Origin of the sequence: Serratia marcescens, from assembly GCF_029846115.1 — a bacterium.
Lineage (GTDB): Bacteria > Pseudomonadota > Gammaproteobacteria > Enterobacterales > Enterobacteriaceae > Serratia > Serratia marcescens_L.
The window spans coordinates 2,926,112-2,951,184 of sequence record NZ_JARVZZ010000001.1 but is presented as its reverse complement, the minus strand read 5'-3'; the positions used below and the strand labels follow the sequence as shown (position 1 = coordinate 2,951,184).

General features: G+C 57.1%; 24 protein-coding genes and 3 pseudogenes. 9 read left to right on the top strand and 18 right to left on the bottom strand.

All coding sequences use genetic code 11. The features are described from left to right. Nucleotides 1-69 precede the first annotated feature (69 nt). A complete protein-coding gene (ebgR, locus tag QDT79_RS13925; protein ID WP_063989566.1) occupies nt 70-1,050 on the bottom strand; it encodes a transcriptional regulator EbgR in 981 nt (326 codons plus the stop codon). Nucleotides 1,051-1,386: 336 nt separating this feature from the next. On the opposite strand from ebgR, the gene ygjJ reads away from it, so the two are divergent. After that, nucleotides 1,387-2,457 carry a protein YgjJ gene (gene ygjJ, locus QDT79_RS13920; RefSeq protein WP_063989565.1) on the top strand — a complete coding sequence of 357 codons (1,071 nt, stop codon included), beginning with the start codon at nt 1,387-1,389 and terminating at the stop codon, nt 2,455-2,457. 17 nt (nt 2,458-2,474) lie between these two features. Beyond that, nucleotides 2,475-4,850 (top strand): alpha-glucosidase, encoded by a 2,376-nt coding sequence (ygjK, locus tag QDT79_RS13915; RefSeq protein WP_308316625.1) that lies wholly within the window; start codon nt 2,475-2,477, stop codon nt 4,848-4,850. 43 nt (nt 4,851-4,893) lie between these two features. On the opposite strand, the gene QDT79_RS13910 is transcribed toward ygjK, so the two are convergent. Together QDT79_RS13910 and QDT79_RS13905 are read right to left on the bottom strand one after the other, a co-directional pair. Continuing rightward, nucleotides 4,894-5,319 carry a universal stress protein gene (locus tag QDT79_RS13910; protein ID WP_049204172.1) on the bottom strand — a complete coding sequence of 142 codons (426 nt, stop codon included), beginning with the start codon at nt 5,317-5,319 and terminating at the stop codon, nt 4,894-4,896. 148 nt (nt 5,320-5,467) lie between these two features. Next, a complete protein-coding gene (locus tag QDT79_RS13905) occupies nt 5,468-5,986 on the bottom strand; it encodes a hypothetical protein (RefSeq protein WP_308316624.1) in 519 nt (172 codons plus the stop codon). Nucleotides 5,987-6,222: 236 nt separating this feature from the next. Here QDT79_RS13905 and metQ point away from each other — a divergent pair, with 236 nt between their 5' ends. After that, nucleotides 6,223-7,038, top strand: coding sequence for a methionine ABC transporter substrate-binding lipoprotein MetQ (metQ, locus tag QDT79_RS13900; RefSeq protein ID WP_063989564.1), 816 nt, complete (start codon nt 6,223-6,225; stop codon nt 7,036-7,038). A gap of 46 nt (nt 7,039-7,084) precedes the next feature. Here the strand turns inward: metQ and QDT79_RS13895 are convergent, their stop codons facing one another. The 5 genes from QDT79_RS13895 to QDT79_RS13875 form a co-directional block, all read right to left on the bottom strand. Beyond that, entirely contained in the window at nt 7,085-7,849 is a 765-nt protein-coding gene (locus tag QDT79_RS13895) for an SDR family oxidoreductase (RefSeq protein ID WP_107226949.1), read from the bottom strand. A 139-nt stretch (nt 7,850-7,988) separates the two neighbouring features. Continuing rightward, nucleotides 7,989-8,909, bottom strand: coding sequence for a sugar ABC transporter substrate-binding protein (locus QDT79_RS13890; protein WP_063989562.1), 921 nt, complete (start codon nt 8,907-8,909; stop codon nt 7,989-7,991). Between the two features lie 63 nt (nt 8,910-8,972). Then, the gene (locus tag QDT79_RS13885) at nt 8,973-10,013 is read right to left on the bottom strand and encodes an ABC transporter permease (protein ID WP_025160279.1); all 1,041 of its coding nucleotides are present in this window, start codon (nt 10,011-10,013) and stop codon (nt 8,973-8,975) included. A gap of 15 nt (nt 10,014-10,028) precedes the next feature. After that, nucleotides 10,029-11,513 (bottom strand): sugar ABC transporter ATP-binding protein, encoded by a 1,485-nt coding sequence (locus QDT79_RS13880; protein ID WP_107226950.1) that lies wholly within the window; start codon nt 11,511-11,513, stop codon nt 10,029-10,031. Nucleotides 11,514-11,588: 75 nt separating this feature from the next. After that, complete coding sequence (locus tag QDT79_RS13875) at nt 11,589-12,518, bottom strand: sugar ABC transporter substrate-binding protein (protein ID WP_063989560.1); 930 nt, start codon at nt 12,516-12,518, stop codon at nt 11,589-11,591. A 484-nt stretch (nt 12,519-13,002) separates the two neighbouring features. On the opposite strand from QDT79_RS13875, the gene QDT79_RS13870 reads away from it, so the two are divergent. The 3 genes from QDT79_RS13870 to dcuR all read left to right on the top strand — a co-directional run bounded on the left by QDT79_RS13870 (nt 13,003) and on the right by dcuR (nt 16,297). After that, a complete protein-coding gene (locus tag QDT79_RS13870) occupies nt 13,003-13,845 on the top strand; it encodes a class I fructose-bisphosphate aldolase (protein WP_041034690.1) in 843 nt (280 codons plus the stop codon). A 126-nt stretch (nt 13,846-13,971) separates the two neighbouring features. Next, entirely contained in the window at nt 13,972-15,585 is a 1,614-nt protein-coding gene (locus QDT79_RS13865; protein WP_308316623.1) for a sensor histidine kinase, read from the top strand. Beyond that, nucleotides 15,578-16,297 (top strand): two-component system response regulator DcuR, encoded by a 720-nt coding sequence (gene dcuR, locus QDT79_RS13860; RefSeq protein WP_063989558.1) that lies wholly within the window; start codon nt 15,578-15,580, stop codon nt 16,295-16,297. The genes QDT79_RS13865 and dcuR overlap by 8 nt, the downstream gene beginning before the upstream one ends. A gap of 37 nt (nt 16,298-16,334) precedes the next feature. Here the strand turns inward: dcuR and QDT79_RS13855 are convergent, their stop codons facing one another. The 4 genes from QDT79_RS13855 to fabV all read right to left on the bottom strand — a co-directional run bounded on the left by QDT79_RS13855 (nt 16,335) and on the right by fabV (nt 18,835). Next, nucleotides 16,335-16,670 carry a hypothetical protein gene (locus tag QDT79_RS13855; protein ID WP_063989557.1) on the bottom strand — a complete coding sequence of 112 codons (336 nt, stop codon included), beginning with the start codon at nt 16,668-16,670 and terminating at the stop codon, nt 16,335-16,337. A gap of 43 nt (nt 16,671-16,713) precedes the next feature. After that, entirely contained in the window at nt 16,714-17,019 is a 306-nt protein-coding gene (locus QDT79_RS13850) for a hypothetical protein (RefSeq protein ID WP_063989556.1), read from the bottom strand. A gap of 171 nt (nt 17,020-17,190) precedes the next feature. Next, nucleotides 17,191-17,409 carry a YdgH/BhsA/McbA family protein gene (locus tag QDT79_RS13845; RefSeq protein ID WP_142109717.1) on the bottom strand — a complete coding sequence of 73 codons (219 nt, stop codon included), beginning with the start codon at nt 17,407-17,409 and terminating at the stop codon, nt 17,191-17,193. A 226-nt stretch (nt 17,410-17,635) separates the two neighbouring features. Further along, complete coding sequence (gene fabV, locus QDT79_RS13840) at nt 17,636-18,835, bottom strand: enoyl-ACP reductase FabV (RefSeq protein WP_063989555.1); 1,200 nt, start codon at nt 18,833-18,835, stop codon at nt 17,636-17,638. A 286-nt stretch (nt 18,836-19,121) separates the two neighbouring features. Here fabV and QDT79_RS13835 point away from each other — a divergent pair, with 286 nt between their 5' ends. Continuing rightward, on the top strand, nt 19,122-19,424 hold the full coding sequence (locus QDT79_RS13835) for a hypothetical protein (RefSeq protein ID WP_308316622.1): 303 nt from the start codon (nt 19,122-19,124) through the stop codon (nt 19,422-19,424). Between the two features lie 50 nt (nt 19,425-19,474). Here QDT79_RS13835 and QDT79_RS13830 read toward each other — a convergent pair whose 3' ends face one another. From QDT79_RS13830 to QDT79_RS13805, 6 genes and pseudogenes are all read right to left on the bottom strand, one after another. Further along, a complete protein-coding gene (locus QDT79_RS13830) occupies nt 19,475-19,825 on the bottom strand; it encodes a DUF4377 domain-containing protein (protein WP_004940949.1) in 351 nt (116 codons plus the stop codon). Nucleotides 19,826-19,960: 135 nt separating this feature from the next. Next, entirely contained in the window at nt 19,961-20,368 is a 408-nt protein-coding gene (locus QDT79_RS13825; RefSeq protein WP_308316621.1) for a hypothetical protein, read from the bottom strand. A 371-nt stretch (nt 20,369-20,739) separates the two neighbouring features. After that, entirely contained in the window at nt 20,740-21,972 is a 1,233-nt protein-coding gene (locus QDT79_RS13820) for a hypothetical protein (protein ID WP_146158876.1), read from the bottom strand. Between the two features lie 291 nt (nt 21,973-22,263). Beyond that, nucleotides 22,264-22,545, bottom strand: a complete 282-nt coding sequence (locus QDT79_RS13815; protein WP_107226954.1) for a hypothetical protein — start codon at nt 22,543-22,545, stop codon at nt 22,264-22,266. Between the two features lie 101 nt (nt 22,546-22,646). Then, the gene (locus QDT79_RS13810) at nt 22,647-23,705 is read right to left on the bottom strand and encodes an acyltransferase family protein (protein ID WP_063989550.1); all 1,059 of its coding nucleotides are present in this window, start codon (nt 23,703-23,705) and stop codon (nt 22,647-22,649) included. Between the two features lie 276 nt (nt 23,706-23,981). Next, nucleotides 23,982-24,485, bottom strand: a pseudogene (locus tag QDT79_RS13805) (hypothetical protein); the annotation flags it as partial. 39 nt (nt 24,486-24,524) lie between these two features. Here QDT79_RS13805 and QDT79_RS25095 point away from each other — a divergent pair. Then, nucleotides 24,525-24,659 (top strand): annotated as a pseudogene (locus QDT79_RS25095) (tyrosine-type recombinase/integrase); the annotation flags it as partial. Nucleotides 24,660-24,765: 106 nt separating this feature from the next. Then, a pseudogene (locus QDT79_RS25090) lies at nt 24,766-24,996 on the top strand (tyrosine-type recombinase/integrase); the annotation flags it as partial. Nucleotides 24,997-25,073 lie beyond the last annotated feature (77 nt).

The following is a 25,073-nucleotide window of genomic DNA, read 5'->3' as shown; positions in this document are numbered from 1 at the left end:
CAAATGCCTTTTTTTATCATGACGTTAATTTTGGGCGCCAACGCAACGCCCCGCCGAGGCGGGGGCCGGTCAGGCGACGGTGGTGTCGCGTAGCTGCAGCGAGCTGGGAACGAAGATCGACAGCGGGACGGCGCGCTCATCGCGCAGCCGCTCCACCAGCAGGTTGACGGCCTGTGCGCCCATGGTTTCCGAAGGGATGCGCACCGTGGACAAGGCGGGGAAAATAAAGCGGGCGGTGGGAATGTCGTTGACGCTGATCAGCGCGATCTGCCCCGGCACCTGAATGCCGTGTTCGTGCAGCGCGCGCAGCACGCCGATCGCGATCGAATCGGTCGCCACCAGCAGCGCCGGCGGATAGCCATTCTTGCTCTGCAACATCGCTTTGGCGCACTGGTAGCCCGACTGGCTGCTGAAATCGCCGTGGTAAATATCCTGCGCTCGCACCACGTTTTGCTGCCGGCCATACTCGACGAACGCCTGTTCGCGCTGGTCGATACCGGCCGGATCGTCGCGGCCGCCGATAAAGCCGATGCGCTGATAGCCGCGGCCGATGAAGTAGTCGATCACCTTGCGGCTGATCTTGTACAGGTCGACATTGACGCAGTCGAACCGCTCATCCTCCACCACGCCGTCGATGAATACGACCGGCGTTTCCTGCTGCCTGAGCTGCTCATACAGCGCGGGCTGTGGCCGGCCGATCACCAGCAGGCCGTCGGCCGCCGGCAGCGCCTTGTCGCCGTTGAAGTCGTAGCCGGCGCTCAGCGCCACGCCCAGCTTTTCGCACTGCGTTTCGATGCCGTAGCGCATCGCCAGGTAATAGGGATCGTTGATCTCCACGCCCTGCGTGTAGGTAAACAGCGCGGCGAAATGCAGGCGTTGCCCGCTTTGCCGTTTGGAAGGCGCGACCTTGTATTCGAGGCGCTCCGCCGCTTCCAGGATCTTCTGGCGGGTTTGCGCTTTCACGCTCAGGGTGGGGTCGTCATTCAACACGCGCGAAACGGTGGCGACGGACACATTAGCGGCTTCAGCAATTTCCTTCAGTGTGGCCATAGAGTCCCAATGCACAGACGAAAAACGGTAGCTTAAACGGATAGCGCCGCGGCGTACAGCGCCGCCCGCCTCCTCTCCTTGCCAGACCGGGCCAGAGCACGCTCATGCCAGCCGTTGCCGGGCACCTGCAGCGAAAGATACCCATTTCGCCCGCTGTGATCAAGTTAACGCTTTACTGATTTAAGCGTATTTTTTACTAAATATTTTACTAATATACCTGCCGTTTACCGCCCATAAGGGCGGACTTTTTCTCTTCTCCCAGGGAGCCGGGAGCGACCTCGCGTGAGCCGCCGCTCGGCTGACGTGCCGAACCACCCAACATCAGGCCTATGCCCCATGAAACTACTAAGCCATCACGCCCTGTTGCCCTTGCTGCTGCTCGTTAGCGCACCCGCCTGGGCGGCTCAAGAACCGGTTACCCCGGCGGAGCGCAATCAGCTCCCTCCGCCGCCGCTACCCGATAGCGCCGCGACCGCCCTGCGTTTTTACGGCGAGCTCGGCATCGGCGGCAGCGTCTATTTGAACGGCGAACATCAGCATCAATACAGCGACGGCACCTATATCGAAGGTGGCCTGGAGATCAAGCGGGGCCACTGGTTCGGGCTGATTTACGGCGAAGGCTGGACCGTGCAGGCGGACAGCCAGGGCCACGCCTGGACGCCGGGCCACGGCTGGGGCGGTTTCGAGGGCGGGTTGAACCGCTTTTACGGCGGTTACCGCACCGACGACGGCACCGAGATGATGCTCAGCGTGCGCAACGATTCGTCGCTCGACGATTTGCAATGGTGGGGTGACTTCACGCCGGAGTATGGCTACGTGATCCCCAATACCCGCGATCTCAGCTACGCCGCCAAACTGCAAAACCTGACCGGGCGCTTTCGCTACAGCGTGACGGCGGCGCCGGAAAGCCGCATCGACGAGAGCAAGGCGCTGCTGCACTTCGGTAAATACGACCGCTATTCCGACAAGTATACCTATCGGGCGATGGTCAACGGCTACACCCAGTACGACCTGCAGGACAATCTGACGCTGCTGACCGGCCTGGAAGTGACCGACGGTCTGGGGCAGCTGTTTCTGCTGGGGCTGCGCGGCCAGCACCTGGCCGGCCGCGTCTGGCACCACACCGGCAAAGGCGACAGCGGCGGCCATCCCGGCAGCGAGTCGGGCCTGATGCTCAGCGCGATGACGGAAACCGCCAAAGGGCTGTTTCTCTCCACCGCCTACAGCTACGCCCGCCACCGGTTTGATAACGCGGCGGATACCGCCACCTCATACGCCCAGTTCGGCGTCTGGTACGAATACGCCGGCGGCAAACTGGCCACCGCGCTGGACAGCAAATTCTTCATGCGCAACGACAGCACCGATGCCAGCAACTCGGTGTTTCTGATGCAATATTTCTATTGGTAACCGTTGAGGCTTCTACGATGAACATGACTCCCCTCACCCCGCTGGCCACTGCCCTCATCCTCGCGTTGGCGCTGACGGGCTGTGCGCCGAAAACGCCCGACGCCGACGCCCCGTTGGCCGAGCGCTATAAAAACGTCATCGACCGCCACGGCGCGCCGCACTTTATGCTCGATTACGATTTCGACGATCACCAGCGCTTCAATCCGTTCTTCGATCTCGGCGCCTGGCACGGTCACCTGTTGCCGGGCGGGCCGGAAGGCATGGGCGGTTTCCCCGGCCCGGCGCTGCTGACCGAAGAGTACATCAACTTTATGGCCAACAATTTCGATCGGCTCAGCGTCTATCGAGACGGTAAACCGGTGCATTTCACCATGACGGCCTACAGCCTGCCCGGCGCCCTGGTGCAGCGGCTCAGCGCGCCGGGCGTGACCGTCAACCTGACGCTGCGCTTCGCCGCTGCGCGCACCTCGCTGCTGGAAACCCAAATCCTGACCGACACGCCGCTGGATCTGGTGTGGGACGGTGAATTGCTGGAGCGCTACGCGGCCAAAGAGCAAAAACCGCAGCCGCCGGCGACCCTCGAGCAGGCGTTTCCGGACTACACGCGCCGCATTGTGCCGACCGCTGACGGCCTGCGCGTCACCTTCGGCAAGGTGCGCGCGCCGTCGCAGCTGATGACCTCGGGCCAGTCCGAGTATCAGATCCACAAATCGCTGCCGCAGCGTACCACGGTCGACGGCCACCGCTTCCGCGCCACGGCGCGCATCACCGGTTCCACCACCCTGTACACCACCTACTCGCACCTGCTCACCGCCGAAGAGGCGCAGCGCGAACAGCGCGCTATCGCCGATATCCTCGCTCACCCGCAGCGCTATATGGCCGCGTCGGCCCAGCGTTGGGAACGCTATCTCGCCACTGGGCTCAGCAACCCGCACGCCACGCCGGAACAAACCCGCGTGGCGGTCAAAGCGATGGAAACGCTGAACGGCAACTGGCGCGGCGCAGCCGGGGCGATGAAGTTCGACTCGGTCACCCCGTCGGTGACCGGGCGCTGGTTCTCCGGCAACCAAACCTGGCCGTGGGACACCTGGAAGCAGGCCTACGCCATGGCGCACTTCAACCCGGACGTGGCCAAGGACAACATTCGCGCAGTATTCGCCTTCCAGATCCGGCCGGGCGACACCCTGCGCCCGTGGGACGCCGGTTTTCTGCCCGACCTTATCGCCTACAACCCCAGCCCGGAGCGCGGCGGCGACGGCGGCAACTGGAACGAGCGCAACACCAAGCCGAGCCTGGCGGCCTGGGCGGTGATGGAAGTGTATCGCGTCACCGGCGATAAGGGCTGGCTGGCGGAGATGTACCCGAAGCTGGTGGCCTACCATGACTGGTGGCTGCGCAACCGCGATCACAACGGCAACGGCGTGCCGGAGTACGGCGCCACTCGCGACAAAGCGCACAATACCCCCGACGGGCGCATGTTGTTTACCGTCAAGCGCGGGCAGCGCGAGCAAACGCTGGCCGGCCTCGACAATTACGATCGCATCGTGCGAGAGGGGCAGTACGACAGCATCGAGATCCCGGCACAGACCGCCGCCTCCTGGGAGTCGGGCCGCGACGATGCGGCGGTATTCGGCTTTATCGATCCGGATCAATTGGCGCGCTACGTGGCGCAGGGCGGCAAACGCGAAGATTGGCAGGTGAAATTCGCCGAAAACCGCGCGCCGGACGGCACGCTGCTCGGCTACTCGCTGCTGCAGGAGTCGGTGGATCAGGCCAGCTATATGTACAGCGACAACCGCTATCTGGCGGAGATGGCCGATATTCTGGGCCGCGGTGCCGAGGCCGCTGCCTTCCGCGCCAAAGCCGACCGGCTGGCGGCCTACATCAACACCTGCATGTTCGACAAGCAGAGCGGTTTCTTCTATGACATCCGCATCGAAAGCCGGCCGTTGGCCAACGGCTGCGCCGGCAAACCGATCGTCGAACGCGGCAAAGGGCCGGAAGGCTGGTCGCCGCTGTTCAACGGCGCCGCCAGCCAGCCGCACGCCGATGCGGTGGTCAGGGTGATGAAGGATCCGCGTGAGTTCAATACCTACGTGCCGCTCGGCACCGCGGCGCTGACCAACCCGGCGTTCGGCGCGGACATCTACTGGCGCGGCCGCGTGTGGGTCGATCAGCTGTATTTCGGCCTCAAGGGCATGGAGCGCTACGGCTATCGCGACGACGCGGTGGCAATGGCGCAGGCCTTCTTCCGCCACGCCGACGGCTTGGTCGCCGACGGGCCGATCCGCGAGAACTACAACCCGCTCACCGGCAAGCAGCAAGGCGCGCCGAACTTCTCCTGGAGCGCGGCGCACCTGTACATGTTGTATAACGACTTCTTCACGCAATAAGCCGCTGCGGCCACCGCCATCGTTGCCCGGCGGTGGCCCGCGTTTATGAGCGGATCGGGATCACCAGTACGTCGATATTGAGCTGGTTGATGGCATTGCGGGTGGAAGAAAACAGGTTGCTCCACAGATCGTGGTGATGGCCGAACACCAGCAGATCGATGTTCTTATCCACGACTGCCGTGCGCAGTTCGTCAACGAAGCCGCCGCGTCCGATAATCACTTCCGCGATCGGGTAATTGACGTTTTGCGTGGTGGGCTCCAGCTCTTTGCGGATCTTCTCTTCGAACGGCACGCCGTTATCGCTGCGCTCCGAAAAGCCGATCGCCGCGTGGTAGGTGTCGTAGTGAACGTCCACATAGATCAGCGAGAGTTTGGCCTGCAGCGCCTCCGCCAGCAGCGCCCCCTTTTCGACCAGCCGTTTGCCGTCATCGCTCAGATCGGTGGCGATGACAATATGGTGGTAACACATAGCGCCTCCTGTCATGGACTCGGTAGAGCCGAGGCTCCGATATCACGCCGGGGTCATATCGTTATGGTTAATTTTAGTTCAGAAATGGCGCGTATGACGGATGGCGACGCGGTGGGAAAGCCCCGTTACCGGGGCTGAAGGCAAAAAATTACTTCTCGCGCTGCACCTCAAACCAGACGTTGCACAGCGACAGGATCAGCGTGTTGGCGTCTTTCACCAGCACGTTATCGCCGGGCACCCCATCGGTGCCCTGATCGGTGATGCCTTTGATGGCGGTATCCGCGTGCTGAATGGCCACGCGTTCGACCGACGGCGTGCTGATGCCCAGCATCGGGAAATCGATGTAGGAGCTGCTGCCGGAATTGTCCTCGACAAACTCCTGCGCTTCTACGGTGCTGACGGTGGCCCCTTCGCTTTTCAGCGCCGTGCCGTTCCAGCTGAACGCATCCGCTTTGTAGCTGATTTTGCCGCCGATCAGGCTCTGCGCCTGCTGTTGATCCCAGCAGCCGGTGGTCTGGGTCGGCACAATTTTACTGACGCGCCAGTTGCCCAGCAGCTGTTTGGGGATCGGCCCGGTATCGCTCTCCGCCGCCCGAACCTGAGTCGCCGAGACGCAGGCCAACACCACCAGCGGCAGCAGCGCCTTGCTCCAAGTGTTCAATCGCATTGTCTTTTCCTTCGTTTCAGTACCCAGTCTGCCCTCACGGGCCAACGGCTATCATAATAAGCCCGCCGATTCGCCGTCAAAACAATCCGCACCGCGCCAGGCGGCGGCCGCTCATAGCTAATCGCTATGAGTCATAGTGAATCAGTATTTTGTTTTAGCCCAGCGATTACCTACAGTCACTGCCACTATTCTGCCCGCCAAAATTAGCAGGCAATGTTGACAAGGACCCTGGGAAAATGACATTTACGCTGAAAAACCTCACCCTGGCGCTGGCCGCCGCCGGCACGCTGCTGCTGACCGCCTGCGGCCCAGCCACACAGGACGATCACCACATCAAGGTCGGCATCAGCGCCGGCATCGATCAGTCGCTGTGGGCGGTGGTGCAAAAGGTCGCCAAGCAGAAATACGATCTGGACGTGGAGGTGGTGACATTCAACGACTACGTGCTGCCGAACGAAGCGCTGAACAACGGCGATCTGGACATCAACGCCTTCCAGCACAAGCCGTATCTGGACAAGCAGATGCAGGAGCGCGGCTACAAACTGGCGGCGGTGGGCAACACCTTCGTCTACCCGATCGCCGGGTATTCGAAGAAGATAACCGCACTCAGCCAACTGCCGGACGGCGCGCAGGTGGCGGTGCCGAACGATCCGACCAACCTGGGCCGCTCGCTGCTGCTGTTGCAAAAACAGGGGCTGATCACCCTGAAAGACGGCGTCGGCCTGCTGCCGACCGCACTGGACATCGTCGGCAACCCGAAAAAGCTGAAGATCGTCGAGATTGAAGCGCCGCAGCTGCCGCGCGCGCTGGACGACCAACAGGTGACGCTGGCGATCATCAACACCAACTATTCCAGCCAGATCGGCCTGTCGCCGGCCAAGGACGGGCTGTTTGTCGAAGACAAAAACTCGCCGTACGTCAATATATTCGCCAGCCGCATCGACAACAAAGACAGCGAGAAAGTGAAGGATCTGGTCAAGGCCTATCAGACCGACGAAGTGGCGGCCAGCGCCGCCGACATCTACAAGGGCGACGCCGTCAAAGGCTGGTAACCCTCCCCCGCATGCCCGTGGCGCCCGGCCACGGGCCATGCCAACCTCAGCCACGCTGGATGGACACCCCGCCATCCACCAGCATCGCGGTGCCGGTGACGAATGAGGAAGCGTCAGACGCCAGATACAGCGCCGCCTGCGCGATTTCCTCCGGCATCGCCAGCCGCTTCAGCGCGTGCAGATCGGCCACCTGCGCCAACGCCTCCGGGGTATTGCTCATCTGCCGGCCCATCGCCGTATCGGTACCGCCCGGCAGCAGCGCGTTCACCCGAATGCCGCGCCCGCCGAACTCCACCGCCAGCGCCTGCGTCAGGCCGATCAGCCCCGATTTGCCGGCCGCATAGGCCGCCGTGCCGGGAAACGCCGCGGTGTGGCCGACGAAGGTGGAGGTGAAAATCACCGAGCCCGCGCCGCGCGCCAGCATGGCGGGGATTTGATATTTGGCGCCGTAGTAGGCGCTGGACAGGTTGGTTTCCAACACGTCGCGCCACGCTGAGGTACTCAACGCCAGCGACGGCCCCAGCGGCCCCAGCGTGCCGGCGTTGTTGAAGGCGATATCCAGCCCGCCGAACTCATCGACCGCCGTCGCCGTCAGCCGTTCGGCGAAGGCTTCGTCACGGACGTCGCCCGCCACCGCAAGCGCCCGGCCGCCCTCGCGCCGAATGTCATCCACCAGTTCGGCCAACAGCGGCTCGCGCCGCGCGCCCAACACCAGCGCTGCGCCCTGGCGAGCGAACAGCAGCGCCGCCGCCCTGCCGATCCCCGAACTGGCGCCGCCGATCACCGCCACCTTGCCGTTTAATGCGTTCATCGCTCATCCTCACGTGTTTTAAAGATCCTCAGTGTGAGGCAAGATTCGGCGCCGCGCTGGCCGCAAGCGGACATGTAACTGACGCCAATAAGAAAGGCGCTGCAAGCAGCGCCCCGGCAACGCGAATCTGGCGGTGAACTCACGGCCTGGCCGCATACTTCTGCATCGTGGCCGGCGTCACCAGCTCGAACGGGATCCAGTAATACGGCTCGAGCTTTTCACCGTTGATCATGCGCTGCGCCACATCGACCGAGGCTTTGCCCTGCCCAACCGCGTCCTGGAACACCGTGACCTGCATCTTGCCGGAGGCCAGCGCCTTGAGGCCGTCCGGCGTGGCGTCGATGCCGCCGATCAGCACTTTCTTGTCCGCCTTGCCCGCTTGCTGCAGCGCCATGATTGCGCCGATCGCCATCTCGTCGTTGTTGGCGGCGACGATGTCGATCGCTTCGCCGTTGGTCAGCCAGTTCATCATCAGGTCCATACCTTCACTGCGTGAATAATTGGCGCTCTGCTTCTGCACCACCTTCATTTTCGGGTACTTGCTCACCACCTGCTCCACGTCTTTGGTGCGCTGCAGCGCGCCGGCGTCGGTCAGGTTGCCGATCATCACCGCCACGTTGCCCTGATAGCCGGCCAGCCGCGCCAGCTCTTCCATCTGCAGCGTGCCGGATTCCCGCTCGTCGGAGCCGACGAACACCACACCCTGCGGCAGGTTGGCGTCGCCCGGCGTGCGGTTCACGTATACCAGCGGCACGCCGGCGGTCTGCACCATTTTGGTCATCACCGGCGTGCTGGCCGAGTTGACCGGATCGACGATAATCGCGTCCACCCCGGCGCTGATGAAGCTCTGCACTTGATCGGTCTGGCGCCCGACGTCGCCGCGCGCGTCCTCGAACTGCACGGTGATGCCGCGCGCCTTGGCCTCCTTGTCGATCGCCTGGCGGATGATGGTGAGGAAGTTCTGGTCGAAATAGGCCATCGATACGCCGATGGTTTGCGCCCATGCCGGCGCGGAAACGCACAGCGCCACCGCCAGCCACAGCCCTTTCAGGTAATTCATGATGTGTCCCCCGGTAAAAAAACGCCGCCGGCCAACCCTGGCGCCGGCGGCAATTCACGGCAATCAGTGTTTTTTGCGGTTGCGCCGCATGTCGATCGACACGGCGGCGACGATAATCACGCCTTTGATGATGTCCTGAATGTAAGAATCGACGCCGATAAAGGTGAAGCCGCTTTTGATCAGGCCGAGGATCACCGCGCCGATCAGCGTGCCGGTGATGCGCCCGACGCCGCCCATCAGGCTGCTGCCGCCGATCACCGCCGCGGCGATGGCGTCCAGCTCGTACGACATCCCCATGCTCGACTGGCCGCTGCTGACGCGCGCCGCCAGCACCACGCCCGCCAACCCCGCCAGGCCGCCGGCGATGGTGTAAACCGTCACCAGGTACTTATTGACGTTGATGCCGGAAACCCGCGCCGAGGTCATGTTGCCGCCGATGGCGTAGATGTATTTGCCGTAGCGCGTGTGCTTGAGCGCGATATGGAAGATCACCGCAATCACCAGGAAGATGATCACCGGCATCGCGCCCTGGCCGATTGACGTGAAGCCATCCGACAGGAAACTGACCGGGTTACCCTTGGTGTAGTACTGCGCCAGACCACGCGCCGACACCATCATCCCCAGCGTGGCGATAAACGGTGGAATGCCGGTGCGGGTGATCAGGAAGCCGTTGATAAAGCCGCAGACAATGCCCACCCCGATCCCCGCGCCGATCGGGATCGCCGCCGGCAGATCGAGCAGCCCCGGGTACATCGGCGAAATGCTGTCCGAGGTCTGCGCCAGGCTGGCCGCCACCACCGCGGTCAGCGCAATCAGCGAGCCGGAGGAGAGATCGATGCCGGTGGTGATGATCACCTGGGTGACGCCCACCGCGATGATGCCGATGATCGCCACCTGCAGCACGATCAGCAGCAGGCGGTTCGGGTTCAGCAGAAACGACTGATCGCGCATGTACCAGCCGAGGATTTCGAAGATCAGCGCGATGCCAATCATCACGATGAAGATGCCGGTATCCTTAGGCATTTTGCCGCTCAGCCCGGAGAACAGCGTTCCCTTGCCCGTTGAATCGGCGGAGAGCGGCTTCTCAATCTTTACGTTACTCATGATGTTCACCCTTCGTTATTCTGAGGCCAGCGCCAGGATCTTCTCCTGGTCCGCGTCGTCTTTGTCCAAAATGCCGGTGATGCGGCCGCCGTGCATCACCATCACCCGATCGCTCATGCCGAGGATCTCCGGCAGCTCGGAGGAGACCAGAATGATGGCAACGCCGCGGTTGGCCAGCTCGCTGATCAGGCGGTAGATTTCCGCTTTCGCCCCCACGTCGATGCCGCGCGTCGGTTCATCGAGGATCAGGATTTTCGGCTGCGCCAGCAGCCAGCGCGCGATCAGCACCTTCTGCTGGTTGCCGCCGCTGAGGTTATTGATGATCTGATCCATGGTCGGCGTTTTGATGTTGAGCTTTTTAATCTGATCCATGCAGTCTTTAGCCATCTGCACGTGGCTGACGAAACCGTTCTTGCCGATGTATTCCGACAGGTTGACGATGCTCATGTTCTCGACCACCGACAGCACCAGAAACAGGCCGGATTTCTTGCGGTCTTCGGTGAGAAACGCCAGCCCACTCTCGATCGCCTTCGCCGGGGAATCCACCTTCACCGCCTGGCCTTCGATAAAGATCTCGCCGCCGTCCGCCGGGTGCATGCCGAACAGGCTTTCCATCACTTCACTGCGCCCGGCGCCCACCAGCCCGGCGACGCCGAGGATCTCACCGCGCTTGACGCTGAACGACACGTCATGGAACCAGCCGCTGCGGCGCAGCCCCGCCACCCGCAATACTTCCTCGCCGATATTGTTGTTGAATTTGGGGAACATCTGCGTCAGTTCGCGCCCCACCATCATGGTGATCAGCGACTGCTTGGTCAGGTTTTCGGTTTTGTCGCAGGCGATGAAGGTGCCGTCGCGGAAGATGCTCACTTCGTCGGTGATGGCGAAGATCTCGTCCATCTTGTGGCTGATATAGATGATGCCTTTGCCCTGCTCGCGCAGTTCGCGAATGATGGCGAACAGGTGCACCACTTCGCCTTCGGTCAGCGCCGAGGTCGGTTCGTCCATGATCAACACGTCGGCGTTGTAGGATACCGCCTTGGCGATCTCCACCATCTGTTGGTTGGCGATGCTCAACTCACCCACCAGCGTCTCCGCCTGCAGTTTGATGTTCAGCCGCGCCAACAGCTCGCGGGTCTGTTCGTTCAGCTGTTCGTGGTTGACAAACCCCAGCCGCGCCGGCTCACGCCCCAGCCAGATGTTTTCCGCCACCGTCATGTCGGGCACCAGGTTCAGCTCCTGGTGGATCATGGAAATGCCCGAATGCAGCGCCTGCAGCGTATCGCTGAAGGTGACCGGCCGGCCTTTGATTTTGATCGAGCCTTCGTCCGGGTGGTAGATGCCGATCAGGCATTTCATCAGCGTCGATTTGCCCGCGCCGTTTTCTCCCATCAGCGCGTGCACGCTGCCGGGTTTGATTTTTATCGAGACCTTATCCAGCGCTTTGACGCCGGGGAACTGCTTGCTGATGCCTTCGGCCTCAAGAACATAAGGGTACATACCGCTTACCTCCGCACTGACCCACGTTTTTCGCCGCGCTCGCCCCACACCGGCGCCCGCGGCGGGCTTCAAGGCTTATTTCTTGTTTTTATCGGCGAATTGCTGGTAATTGGCCTGGGTGATCAACTGGTAAGGGATCAGCACGTTGCTTTCCACTTTCTCGCCTTTCACCAGTTGAACGGCGGTCTGCACCGCGCCTTCGCCCTGGCCTTTGGCGTCCTGGAACACGCTCAGCGCCAGATCGCCCTTCTTGATGAACTCCAGCGCGTCCGGCGTGCCGTCAACGCCGGCCACCAGCACGCCGGATTTCTTGGCTTGCTTCAGCGCCAAAATAGCGCCGATGGCCATTTCGTCGTTGTTGGAGGCGATAGCGTCGATCTGCTGGCCGGACAAAATCCAGTCGGTGGTGACGTCCACCGCCTCTTTGCGGAAGAACTTGGCGGTTTGCTTGTCGACTATTTTGATGCCGGGGTAGTTGGCCGCCACCTCTTCCACGCCGCGGGTGCGATCGCGCGTGGCTTCGCTCGACAGCTCGCCCAACAGGATCATCACGTTGCCCTTGCCGTTCATCAGCTTGGCCAGCGCCTCCATCTGCAGCTTGCCGGCCAGCTTGGAGTCGGAGCCGACATAGGCCATGCCGGCCGGCAGCGCCACCTCCGGCTTACGGTTGACGAACACCAGCGGGATCTTGGCCTTCTCGGCCAGCTTGATCATTGGCTTGACGCCCTGGGTATCCACCGGGTTGAGGATGATGGCGTCGACGCCCTGGCTGACGAAGTTTTCGATTTGTTGAATTTGCTGCGCGATGTCGCCCTTGGCGTCTTCGAACTGGCCGCTGACGTTGCCGTCGGCCTTCATTTTGTTTTGCATCGACTGGCGCAGAATGGTGAGGAAGTTGTCATCGAAGTAAGCCATGGAAACGCCGATCTTGATGTCTTTCGCCAACACGCTGGCCGGCAGCATACACATCAGTACCGAGGCGGCGATCAGTTTCTTCAGCTTCATGTTCGTTACCCTTTAATCGTTAGAATGAAGAGGTCTGTTGGTTGACAGCTAATGAAAAATATTTTTTACATTCAAACAACATTACGGTCGGTGTTATCCCTTTGATACGGCGAATTTACCGTGTAATCGCCGTATTAAGGCCGTAGACAAAATGGTGATCGATATCTCAAAACAGATTAAAAACAACCAATTGAAATAAACCCCTGGCACAGCAAACGGCGTCTTTACCGTTTTATTAAATGTTTATTTCATAATTTAGATTATTGAAACTTTTTAACCCAAACAAGCGAAACATGCATTTTGGAATGGCTTATTAACAAAAACATGACACGGATCTAACAAATGAAATGAAAGCCGCCGGCAAGCGTCTCCCTTTCGTGCGCCGGCAAAAACTGCGAGCGGCCACGCAGTTTGCGGTTTCCGCGTTTCCCGACCATCCTTACTCGGCAATAATGGACATATCCCTATCTCAGGAGGACCTGACATGCAGCTCAGCAGTAAGGTGCGGATGAACCGCCTGTTCAACAACGGCAAGTGCCTGGACGTGGCGATCGATCACGGCATCGCCAACGAACCGGATTTCTTAATCGGTCTGGAAGATATCGAACGGGTGATGGGCAACCTGATCGCCGCGCGCCCCGACGCCATTCAGGTCAACTACGGCCAGGCGGATCTGCTGCAGCGCGCGCCGCAGCGCGAAAAGCCGGCGCTGGTGATGCGTACCGACGTCGGCAACGCCTATAACGCCGCGCGCCACCGCGAAATGTGGGCGGTGCTGCACAACCCGGAGGCGCCGATCCTCGCGGCGCTGCAAATGGACGCCGCCGCGGTGGTGGTCAATTTGTATATGATCCCGGATGAGCCCGGCATTTTCCGCCAGTGCGTGGAGAACATCGGCCGCCTGCGCCACGCCTGCGATCGCTACGCCATGCCGCTGATGATCGAACCGCTGGTGATGGCGCCGGCCGGCCAGGGCGCCGCCTACGGTTCGCTGGGTGACGTGGAGAAGATCGTGCCGCTGGTGCGGCTGGCGCGCGAACTGGGTGCCGACATCATCAAGGCCGATCCAACCGAGCGGGTGGAAGATTTTCATCGCGTGGTGGAAGCGGCGCGCTGCCCGACGCTGGTGCGCGGCGGCGGCAAGGGGGAGCTGGGCCCGGTGCTGGAGAAATCCGCCGCGCTGATGGCGCAGGGCGCCTCCGGCATGGTCTACGGCCGCAACGTCTATCAACACAGCAATCCGTCGCAGGTGGTGCGCGCGTTGATGGCAATCATCCATCAAGGCGCCAGCGGCCAGCAGGCGCTGGAGATCTACCATCAGCAGTGACCCGCTTTTTGTAACTAAAATAACCCCCTGCTCCCCCGGCAGCATGCTATAACCTGCTGCCGGTAACTGCAGCTTGCCTCATTCCTCGCTAGAATACGCCGTGATATCGCCATTCGGAGAACCGCCATGCCAAAACAACGGGTGCCGCTCAAGCTGAGCACCTCCATCACGCTGATGGTGTCCGCCATCATCGCTTCGGTGCTGCTGGTGGTGTTCGCGCTGTTTTTCGTGCAGATGAGCCGCGAGGGGCAAGACCAGCTGCAGCAGAAAGCCATCGCCGTCGCCAATACGCTGGCACTCTCCAGCACCGTGGTCGACGGCCTGCAGCGGCGCGACCAAAGCGGCGCCATTCAGCGCTTCGCCGAGCAGGTGCGCCATCAAAACGAGCTGCTGTTCGTGGCGGTGGTGGATATGCAGGGCATCCGCTATTCGCACCCCAAACCCTGGCTGATCGGCAAACATTTTATCGGCGACGATCTGGCCCCCGCGCTGCAAGGCACCGTCAACAGCGCCATCAACCGCGGCACGCTGGCCCCGGCGCTGCGGGTGTTCGTGCCGGTGTATGACGCGCAGAAACAGCAAATCGGCGTGGTGGCGCTCGGCATCGCGCTGGACACCGTGCAGCGAGTGGTGGCGGAGAGCCGCTGGATCATCTATTGGACCATTGCCTTCGCCGCCCTGGTCGGCAGCCTGGGTACCTTCTTCCTGGTCTCTGCGCTCAAACGCATCATGCTGGGTTTCGAGCCTTACGAAATCTCCAACCTGTTCGAACAGCGCAACGCCATGCTGCAATCGATTAAAGAAGGTGTGATCGCGGTCGATAATGAATCCCGCATCACCATCGTCAACGACGAGGCCAAGCGCCTGCTGCGCCAGAGCGGCCCGGTGGAAAACCTGCTGCTGGAAGCCGCCAGCAAGCATTGGCCGGCGCAGCTGCATCTGGCGGAGGTGCTGGCCAGCGGCGAACCGCTGCGCGATCGGCAGATCAGCTTCAACGGCAGCGAACTGCTGACCAATACCGTGCCGGTGATCGTCAACGGCCAGGTGACCGGGGCCATCGCCACCTTCCGCGACAAGACCGAGGTCAGCCGCCTGCTGCAGCGCCTGAGCGGCATGGCGCACTACGCTGACGCGCTGCGGGTGCAGTCACACGAATTTATGAACAAGCTGCACGTGATACTCGGCATGCTGCATATGAAGGCCACCCAGCAGTTGGAAAACTACATCATCAACACCGCCAGCAACTACCAGGAAGAGATCGGCGCGCTGCTGCGCAAGATCCACTCGCCGGAAGTGGCGGGCTTCTTCATCGGCAAGATCAGTCGCGCCCACGAAGCCGGCATCGAGCTGACCATCGAGGAAAACAGCCTGCTGCCGGAAACCGACGATGCGGAAACTACGCACGTGCTGATCAGCGTACTCGGCAACCTGATCGAAAACGCCATCGACGCCATCGACGGCGTTGAGGGCCACGAGATCGGCCTGAGCTTCCATCACCACGACGATCAATTACACTGTATCGTCAGCGACGACGGCCCCGGCATCGATCCGGCGGTCGGCACGCGCATCTTCGAACACGGATTTTCCACCAAGGGGACGGGACGCGGTATCGGCCTGGCGCTGATCCGCAGCCATCTGGAGAAACTGGGCGGCAGCATCGATTTCGAATCCGAACCGGGCGAGCTGACCCAATTTTTCGTGCACCTTCCCTATCAGGCCAAGAGCAGAGCCCATGATTAACGTACTGATTGTCGACGACGACCCGATGGTGGCGGAGCTGAACAAATACTACCTGAGCCAGGTCGGCGGTTTTCACTGCCAGGCGACGGTCGCCAGCCTGAGCCAGGCGCGCGCCCTGCTGGCCGATGCCAGCGTCAGCATCGATCTGGTGTTGCTGGATATCTACATGCAGCAGGAGAACGGGCTGGATCTGCTGCCCGGCCTGCGCGAACTCGGCGAGAAAACCGATGTGATCATCATCTCCTCCGCCAGCGATGTGAACACGGTGCAAAAGGCGCTGCACTACGGCGTGGTGGATTATCTGATCAAACCGTTCCAGTTCAGCCGCTTCAAGGAGGCGCTGAGCCACTACCGGCAGCAGTCGCAGCTCTTGGCGCAGCGCGAGTTTTCGCAGGCCGACGTCGACAGCCTGCTGCGCCGCCAGCCCGGCGGCCAGGAGAGCAAGAAGCTGCCGAAGGGGCTGACCAGCATCACCCTGAGCACGGTGTGCGAGTGGATAGAACAGCAGCATGACAGCGAATTCTCCACCGACAACCTGGCCAACGCCATCGGCATTTCGCGGGTGTCCTGCCGCAAGTACCTCATTTATCTGGCGGAGAGCGGCATTCTCGGCACCCGTATTCTGTACGGCGCCACCGGCCGCCCGGTCTATCTGTATCAGCTGAAACCGGACGCGATCGCCATGCTGAAGGAGCATTGTCGCCCGGCCTAAACGACGCCGGGCGCTGATGGCGCCCGGACGGTTAATGTCAGAAGTTGTGCATGTAACACTTCGCCTCGGGATGAGGATCTTTCGAGTGTCTCCGTAGGCAACGCTGCTTTTTCTGCTGCTGCTCCAGGTTCCGCTGCTGCCGCTCGGCGGTCTCTGCCGCCTCGCGCTGCTGTTCCCGTGCAATCGCCTGCTCGTTGGCCAGCGTCAGGTTATCGACATTCCACACCTTGTGGCGCAATGCGTCGCGCTTTTGCTGATACTCCTCGGTGACCTTGCTGTCCTTGGGCGCCGCCGCATGGTATCCCAAATCCACCCGCGCCTGCGTGAAGCTGGCGCAACACAAGGCCACGCCGGCCAACACTATCCTTTTCATCAATGACTCCTTTTACATCGTTTTACTCTGTGCGCACGCCGGCTCAGCAACCGTTCGGCGATGCCGCCGGCTTTTCCTCTGAACGGGGCGCGCGCTGCCCGCCGGTGACGGGCGCTTTACCGGGCTCGATACCACACTCCGCCAGCCGCGCCAGCTCTTCCGCATCGCGCTCTGTCGGCGGCGCTTCCTCGCTCATTTCCTGCCGCAGATCCTGCACCAGCGCTTTCAGCCGCTTTTGAAACAGCACCGGCGACATGCCTTCACATTGCCTGTCGTAGCGCGCTGCGCCGGCGCTTTGGCTCAGCGGCAGCAACAGCAAGAGAAAGATCGCGGCCATGTCCTTCGCCATGGGCAACTCCTTTGATTACACCGAAATAAACCGGCAGTTCCCTATAAGGAAAACGAATTGTCTGCTAACGCAATAAATAGTCGGGCCACGGCAGAATAACGCAGGAAAGGTAAACCCTCCGACAATACCGGCAGAATGCGCGCATTAATTTGGCTGAATATATTTAGCGGCTTAACGATCGAATATTTTCGACCCATCGAAGGTGCCGCCAATGCCGACATTTCCTTCGTGCAATACCGAGGAGGCGGACTCGCCCGCCATGATGCGCTGCCGCTGCTCCCGCGTGGCAGGCTGCGGCTGAGACCAGTCTGGGGACGTCGACGTCGGCTGAATCGCGCTGCAAGCGCTCAACAACAATAACGGTACCGGTGCCCAAAAACGCCATGTCATCGTTTTCTCCTTAAAGGAAATAAAATACCCGCAGCCGGCGGCAAGGGTAAATAAAAAAATGACTTTCTTTAGTTTAATAACCGCCGTTATTTCAACGCCGCCCGCCGATGTTAATCACTTGGTTAACCTATTAACCTGAAATAAACATTTTCACTTAGCCATCCGATAATTCGCAGGCAATAAAAAAGGCCGGGCTAACCCGACCTTGTTTGACCGCTCGACGCGCTTAGACCAGCTCGATCACATCGAAGTTGGCTTCGCCGCTCAGATCGGCGTCGTAGTCAACGCCCTGCAGACCAAAGCCGAACAGGCGCAGGAATTCCGCCTTGTAGCCCTGGTAATCGGTCAGTTCGTTGATGTTGTTGTCGTTCAGCTGCTGCCAGATTTCACGGCAGGTTTCCTGCACGGCGTCGCGCAGTTCCCAATCATCCAGACGCAGACGATGTTTCTCGTCGGTGTCCGGCGCCGCACCGCTGTACAGCTTGGTGGCGAACAGACGCTGGATCTGCTCGATGCAGCCTTCGTGAATGCCCTGCTCCTTCATGATCTTGAACACGATGGAGATATACAGCGGCATCACCGGAATAGCGGAGGAAGCCTGAGTCACCACCGACTTCAGCACCGCAACGTAAGCCGCGCCGCCTTTGGCCTGCAGCTTCTGGTTGATGACGTGCGCCGCGCGATCCAGATCTTCTTTCGCCTTACCCAGCGTACCGTGCCAGTAGATTGGCCAGGTCAGATCGGTACCGATGTAGGAGTAAGCGACAGACTGCGCGTTATCCGCCAGCACGCCCGCTTCGTCCAGCGCGTCCATCCACAGCTGCCAGTCCTGGCCGCCCATCACCTTCACGGTGTCGGCGATTTCTTGCTCGTTGGCCGGCTCGACCACGGCTTCAACCAGCACGTCTTTGTTGGTGTCCAACGCGACGGATTTGTACGGCTCGCCGATCGGCTTCAGTGCGGAACGCACCACTTCGCCGGTTTCCGGCATCTTACGCACCGGCGAAGCCAGCGAGTAAACCACCAGGTCAACCTGACCCAAGTCTTTTTTGATCAGATCGATCACGGTCTGACGGCACTCGTTGGAGAATGCGTCGCCGTTGATGCTTTTCGCGTACAGGCCTTCTTCTTTAGCTGCCTTGTCGAAACCGGCGGAGTTGTACCAACCGGCGGAACCGGTTTTGCCTTCGCTGCCAGGCTTCTCGAAAAATACGCCGATGGTGGCCGCACCGCTGCCGAAAGCGGCATTGATGCGCGAGGCCAGACCGTAACCGGTGGATGCACCAATGACCAGCACCTTTTTAGGCCCGTTTTTCAGTTCGCCGCGCGACTTAACGTAGGCGATTTGCTCACGGACGTTGGCTTCACAGCCTGCCGGGTGAGCGGTGGTGCAGATAAAACCACGAATTTTAGGTTTGATAATCATAGTAATTTTTTCTTGGTAGCTAAAAACCGAAGGACAATATACCTGATTTTCTCGATATACTTAAGAAAGTGCGAAAACAAGCGCAGTGAACAGACCAGTTTAGTCGAGGGATCAGGGTTGCCCAACTCCGCATCGTGATGCTTCCACGCGCCACGCTTCGCACCCTCAGCGCGTTCAAGCCTTCCCTCTTCAAATCAGCAAAAGTTGATCATGCTTCTGGCGTTGCGCTATGGTGTGGCTGTTTTTCGGTCGAAATCCAGGGAAGATAAAATCACCAGGAACAGTAATGGAACCGACTTTATATTATATTCTTTCTACTCTTGCTGCCGCGGCCTGTCTGGCCGTGAAATACGGCTTCAGACCGTCTCTGGGTTCCAAGGGTTATGTCGTTCTGGTTACGATATGCTTTTTAATCCTTTGCTGGCAATTTACCCTTTTTGCCAACGGCAACGCGATGTTTATTGCTGACTCTGAAACATTGGCCAAAGAAAATTGGCCTCTACGCTACTGTGCGTTGGGGTTTGCTCTTGCACATGCCTTCGCCACTTTCGAATCCTCCAGAAGAAAGAAAAAAGACAAACTTTCCTGAAGACGTCACCACCGAATGAAACGCCAGTTGGTGGTGACGAGGGAGATCCATTACGCCTTGTTCTTTTCCAACTGCTCAATCAGCGTATAACGCAGCGATGAGGCATCGGCCGGTACGTTCTCCACCGGAGTGACGCGCACTTTCAGCCGATACTGATAGCCGGGTTCGAAAGTGAAGCCCTCGATGCCGGTATAGAACAACTCCCACGGCTGCTGCGCGGAGCGGCGCACCTGCATGCATTTCATCGGGCCGACGCCCACGCAGTCCACCAGCGCGCTGTTCACCAGCAACACTTCCGTTTGGCCGCCTTTCTCGTTTGCGGGCTGATTCATCGAGGTTCCCTCCTGGCTGCAGCCGGCCAGCGCGGCCAACGCAACAAATAACAACGCTTTAATTTTCAATGTACTGCACCAATAGTCATGTAGGTCAAGCAATCCTAACAAATTGACCGGATGAATTGAACCTTGCTCCGTATCACAGGAGCGACATTATTCGCTCGCACTTATTCTCCAAACTCATACGTTACAGGACAGGGGTCATGACGGTACGCTGTCGTTTTTATCATCAGCATCGATGAGAAAACCGGCATCACGAATCGCCGCCTTCACCTGCCTGGCGTCCATCACCACGGTTTTCACATAGCCAAAAAAGGCCACCCGCGCGCCGGGCAAACGGATTGGCGTCGCCAGTTGGGCACGGAGTTCACGATTGCGCTGCGCCATCAGCTCGGCACGCGCCTGCCAAAACGCGGCGGGATCGGTTGGGGTTTCAGTGGCGGTCTCGAACAGAGACGCCAATTCGCTTAGCGCCTCCCACTCCGCCAACAGGACGGCAACCACCTCAGGATTAGCCACTTGCCCCCAATCAGAGGGTAAAGCCCCCTCACGCCACGCCTCGAGAGAGCCGGGCAACGCCCTCTTCAATTGGCTCAACCGATCGTTCAAAGCGGTTTTCCTTTTACAACGTCTAATGCCTTGATATTCCCCATAATGCCACTCTCGTTTAACCGGTGATGGGAGCAATGACCGGAGCTTATCAGCGCCATAAATGACGTAATGACTTTTGGTGCGGCTAAATTAGCGATATGTGCGGGTGGGGAATAAGGATGGAGATCGGGTTGGGATATGGCAGCTCGAAAAGAAGACTGAGGATAGTTGCAGATGACCTAGGGGGGCTTATAAATCAATCAGATAAAAAGGCAGAATACGAATCCTTTATGCAAAAACAATGAAAGCGTCTCTATAAAAAAATAAAAGAAACCCCGGATTTTCCGGGGTGAGTGATTAAATCAATAGTAGACTAAGAGGGGAAAAAGTTAGTTTATGGGTTCTTTTATCCCATACATGTTCCGATCGCTATCCATCGAAACTCCGCCGGGGAACTGCTGAACAGCGTTGGGCCCAGACGTTGCCACATAGTCAGTATTTGAAGGCCTCCCCTCGAAATACCTCTGGCTAGAGTCATTAGGAAATACAACAGCATTAATCATATTATGGCCTGCGTTATTCCCCCATTTGAGTTGTGCTATTTTATTGTTATGGAGTTGAAGATTTAGGTTATTAACACCAGAATAAGACTCATCATCACCTATTTGAACACCATACGTTCTGTTGGCATAAAATGTTCCTTGCACTATAGAATCATTAGAACGCAGCAGCAAACCCACACCTTTATTTGCCTCACTTTCAATCCCATAAGCAAGAATATTCGCCCCTGACTCAGTCCTCATGCCATTACCGTTAGCATACAGATGAGTATTAGTAAGCATTAGACCTCCTCCACTATAAAAGCCCTCCTTGTGCAGAACATCAATCCCCCATCCTCCATTGTTAGCAGCAATCATCCCAGAAACGATCGAATCATGCGGTCCTCGCATCGTCCATCCGTTGCCTTTATTGCTAATTAATTTCACTCGTGTAAAGTAAGACTCCATTGCGTCATTTTCATCTGGATGAACAGAACCGCTTGGAATAAATTGAGTAACTAACGCATCTCCAGAGAACCGCTCGATTGATACATCTTCAAGCCAGAACCACAAGCCGTATATTTCAACACCATTAACGTTGGCTTTTTTTCCATCACCACCATCAATAGTAATGTCTTTTATTTTTATGTATTTAACACCAGGAAGACTTTTTCTATCACCATCTAATGGCGATGCAATTTTCAATGCATTCTTTTCGCTCAGGCTTGATAGTTTTTCATAGCCAGCACTTTGAATAATAGGCCCGGAAGAAGCTGAAGCTAATTTTAACTGAGTTCGATAGATTCCAGAGCCAATAACTTGGGATGCATTATCAATTACAATGCAAGGTGACGCACTGCAAGTCCATACTCCTGGCGAAAACTCAATAGCTTGCCCAACACCAAGCTTTATTGTAGATTTAATCTCACCCGGCTCATTGGCTTTGATAGTAATTTGCTTACCATTGGCGGCAATTATTTCTTTATTAATAATTTCGCCAATATTTGCCGTAGAAAATGCATATGCATAATTAGCCACTACAAATGGAATAATTGATAAAAAAGACACATATCCTTTTGTCATTGTTAGACATCCTTTTAACTTGAAGTTGAGAGCCAATAATTTAATGCTCGATAACCAAATGTCAACTTTAAAATACCTCAAACGTCACATTTATCGAGGTATTGCAACACATCATCATTATCAGCATAGCCTGTCCATCCCAAGTCCGCTCGTCCCAAATACTCCATTAGCAGAATTATTTCCTGGTGCTGTGATGCTAAGGTTTTCCGTGCATCCGTGGTTACAGTTGACCGTCCCCATTGCTGCACTAGTCCTAATGAGAGTATCCAGCTACCTGACCCTATCCCAAAATCAGTACCGTGCTAAATCAGAGAGGAGATCAATGTAAGTATTGGTCTCCGTGATGTTCTGAGCATTTTCTGTGGCAGCCTCAGCGCGGTCTGCATCGTCAGATACTGCCACTGCTGCTGCTTTCACCTCACGGCTAAACTTAAACGCGGCATCAGCGGACTGAGTTACGCTATCTGCAGACAAGCTGCTCTTTGTTTCGTCTGTTGCTTGTTGCGTGCTGCGGGCTCCCAGCACAATGTTTGTGCCAAAGACACCATCAACGGGTAATCCTTCAGATGACATAGAAAATTCTCCGAAATGATTCAGATCATGAAATGGTTTTTTTAATTGGGGCGCGGATAAAAAAGCCCCGGATTGCCCAGGGCTTACATTGAACTCCTTACTTATTGCACTGCAAATTTAGCCTCTGCTTTTCTTATGGTTTTTTTCCTTAATTTCTCTGATTGCCTTTCAACGGCTAGATACATTAAGATGCCAAATCCTATCACGAAAGCAAAAGCCATAAATAATTTAGCCGGGGTTAAGTCGGTTCTGTCCAGTGCCCAGAAAATATAGTTATACAAATAAATAGAAAACGAGCATTTCCCTACAAATGCTACACTGCGCACAACGTTAGGCACACTTCTTTCTGAGAACCGATTAATAAGTGACACCATTAACAATGCAAAAAACGATGAAATCAACACCTCATACAGCTTAACCTTGTTGTTAAAGCCATGTCCTTTGTAGAAAAGAAGCAATATAAATAATGCAACTAATATCCATTGAGCGTTCATCTTTCTTATAAATGAACCTATTTCGTTTTGATACATAGCACAAAGCCACCCCAAAACGAAAAGTGAAAGGTAAGATGGAATACCCCATGTTAACAATTGATTCTCACTGTAAAGATTAATCAAAATGCTAATTGCAAACACACTGACCAGCAAAATAACCCTTCTCAAAGCAGTAGTAAACAAAACAACCAGGGCTGGGAGAATTAAATAAAACTGCATCTCAACAGCGAGCGACCAATAAACCCCACTAATTGAGAAGAATGTCTTTTCTGAAAAATTGTGAATAAATAAAACATGGGATATTACATCAAAGAATCCTGTAGGTTTTATTGCAATGCCAAAACCTCGAATTAGAACAAACCAAACCGCGATTGATATGTAAAACGGAATAGCTATCCGTAAGTATCTTTTTAAAAAATAGATGCCATACTTCTTTGCTGAAAAGCCACTTGAAAATGCTTTTCCACTTGAGCCAGTCATACAATAGCCTGAAATTACAAAAAACATTCCAACGCCGATCCACCCGTTACCAAAGAGCCCCATTACATCGAAGCCGAATGGTAGCGGTCGACCTAAAGAACCGGACCATAAGAAAAGGTGAAAGGCAGTAACGAGCATAACCGCTACACCTCTAAAAAAGTCAATAATATCATTGCGCTGAGACATGTCAGTTCCTTTGGTTATTGACGCAATGATAAGCCACCTGCCAGCAGATTACCAACCTATCGGAACACAAGAGTAACTGTCGATATTTTCATCGTCTGTCGGGATAAAACCATAAAACTCAAACCTTGTTTTTGTGTAGTTAACAGCATTGATATAACGATTATTGTCGGCGATTTTGCAGGTATAACGATGAATGGCGTAGTTGGATATGGGGTTGGAAAATTAACAATTCCCGTATAGGCGTTAATCTGCCCATTACCTCATTAGATCAGGATATTTTGGGTTGGTTACCGACTGCCAGCCGCGTGTCGGTGCTGCCGGCAGGTGCCACAACAGCGCCATCAATCTGGCATGTCGCGGTCACGGTCACCGAACCATCGATACCGATGACCACACTCACATGATGCCGTTGCTGTCGCGCACTGTGCCGTTGGTGATCAGTGAGCCGACCTGCCCCACGAGCCGCACATCAGCAGTGGAGCGGGACGCTGGCGTTACTGAGATGCCGTTAATTTTAACGTTGGAGGCCAAACCGCGTCCCTACGCCGTTGCGGGGCTCAAAGAGTTATAGACGGCGATCGTCATGTTGTTCGAGTCATGGATCCCGTGCGCATAGATCGCCAGCATCTGACCATCTTTGCTGATAGACGCCAGATAGACGTCGTCACCATAAATCTGCTGGAAATAACCGGTCAGCGTATTGAGTATTGCCTGATAATCGGGCGTGATCCCGCTCGCTGCCACAGTGGCCGCGAGCCCTAACGTATCGAGATTGAACATTGTACCTCGCTGGTTACAGTTGTTTCACCGAAGTGATTAATGATACGGCGAAGAGAGAGTTATGACATGCGCTTACCGAAAAACCTGACATTCCGCCGAAACCGGAACGCGTTCTACTGGCGCAATCCAGTCACCAAAAAGGAGCTCTCTCTCGGTCAGATTTCGCGACACGAGGCTATCGCCCAGACGATTGGGGCCAGCCACTATATCGAGCAAAATGACTCTCCCGTTCTGCTCCTGGAGAAAATCAAGGGCAGCCACGAATACACGCTAAACGCCTGGCTTGATTCATCCCAACAGGTTAACGAAAAAATTTGTGGCCGCACGGAAAGCATCAGGTTTGGAGTTTCAGGAAAGCCCGCCGACGTTCCACGAGATCCGAAGCCTGTCCGGCCGCCTGTACGAAAAGCAGAACGACAAGGCATTTGCTCAAAAGCTGCTGGGGCATACAACCGAAATGATGACGCTGAAATATCTCAAAACGAGGGGGAAGGAGTACGTGATGCTGTAAAAAACCGAATATCAAAATTCGAGTAAATTTCGAGTAATTTCGATTTTTTAGAAAAAAAAGGCTTATAAATCAATCAC

Excerpts from the sequence above, each read along its gene's own strand:
- ebgR (WP_063989566.1), bottom strand. The coding sequence starts at position 1,050 with ATGGCCACACTGAAGGAAATTGCTGAAGCCGCTAATGTGTCCGTCGCC.
- ygjJ (WP_063989565.1), top strand. The coding sequence starts at position 1,387 with ATGAAACTACTAAGCCATCACGCCCTGTTGCCCTTGCTGCTGCTCGTT.
- ygjK (WP_308316625.1), top strand. The coding sequence starts at position 2,475 with ATGAACATGACTCCCCTCACCCCGCTGGCCACTGCCCTCATCCTCGCG.
- QDT79_RS13910 (WP_049204172.1), bottom strand. The coding sequence starts at position 5,319 with ATGTGTTACCACCATATTGTCATCGCCACCGATCTGAGCGATGACGGC.
- QDT79_RS13905 (WP_308316624.1), bottom strand. The coding sequence starts at position 5,986 with ATGCGATTGAACACTTGGAGCAAGGCGCTGCTGCCGCTGGTGGTGTTG.
- metQ (WP_063989564.1), top strand. The coding sequence starts at position 6,223 with ATGACATTTACGCTGAAAAACCTCACCCTGGCGCTGGCCGCCGCCGGC.
- QDT79_RS13895 (WP_107226949.1), bottom strand. The coding sequence starts at position 7,849 with ATGAACGCATTAAACGGCAAGGTGGCGGTGATCGGCGGCGCCAGTTCG.
- QDT79_RS13890 (WP_063989562.1), bottom strand. The coding sequence starts at position 8,909 with ATGAATTACCTGAAAGGGCTGTGGCTGGCGGTGGCGCTGTGCGTTTCC.
- QDT79_RS13885 (WP_025160279.1), bottom strand. The coding sequence starts at position 10,013 with ATGAGTAACGTAAAGATTGAGAAGCCGCTCTCCGCCGATTCAACGGGC.
- QDT79_RS13880 (WP_107226950.1), bottom strand. The coding sequence starts at position 11,513 with ATGTACCCTTATGTTCTTGAGGCCGAAGGCATCAGCAAGCAGTTCCCC.
- QDT79_RS13875 (WP_063989560.1), bottom strand. The coding sequence starts at position 12,518 with ATGAAGCTGAAGAAACTGATCGCCGCCTCGGTACTGATGTGTATGCTG.
- QDT79_RS13870 (WP_041034690.1), top strand. The coding sequence starts at position 13,003 with ATGCAGCTCAGCAGTAAGGTGCGGATGAACCGCCTGTTCAACAACGGC.
- QDT79_RS13865 (WP_308316623.1), top strand. The coding sequence starts at position 13,972 with ATGCCAAAACAACGGGTGCCGCTCAAGCTGAGCACCTCCATCACGCTG.
- dcuR (WP_063989558.1), top strand. The coding sequence starts at position 15,578 with ATGATTAACGTACTGATTGTCGACGACGACCCGATGGTGGCGGAGCTG.
- QDT79_RS13855 (WP_063989557.1), bottom strand. The coding sequence starts at position 16,670 with ATGAAAAGGATAGTGTTGGCCGGCGTGGCCTTGTGTTGCGCCAGCTTC.
- QDT79_RS13850 (WP_063989556.1), bottom strand. The coding sequence starts at position 17,019 with ATGGCGAAGGACATGGCCGCGATCTTTCTCTTGCTGTTGCTGCCGCTG.
- QDT79_RS13845 (WP_142109717.1), bottom strand. The coding sequence starts at position 17,409 with ATGACATGGCGTTTTTGGGCACCGGTACCGTTATTGTTGTTGAGCGCT.
- fabV (WP_063989555.1), bottom strand. The coding sequence starts at position 18,835 with ATGATTATCAAACCTAAAATTCGTGGTTTTATCTGCACCACCGCTCAC.
- QDT79_RS13835 (WP_308316622.1), top strand. The coding sequence starts at position 19,122 with ATGGAACCGACTTTATATTATATTCTTTCTACTCTTGCTGCCGCGGCC.
- QDT79_RS13820 (WP_146158876.1), bottom strand. The coding sequence starts at position 21,972 with ATGACAAAAGGATATGTGTCTTTTTTATCAATTATTCCATTTGTAGTG.
- QDT79_RS13815 (WP_107226954.1), bottom strand. The coding sequence starts at position 22,545 with ATGTCATCTGAAGGATTACCCGTTGATGGTGTCTTTGGCACAAACATT.
- QDT79_RS13810 (WP_063989550.1), bottom strand. The coding sequence starts at position 23,705 with ATGTCTCAGCGCAATGATATTATTGACTTTTTTAGAGGTGTAGCGGTT.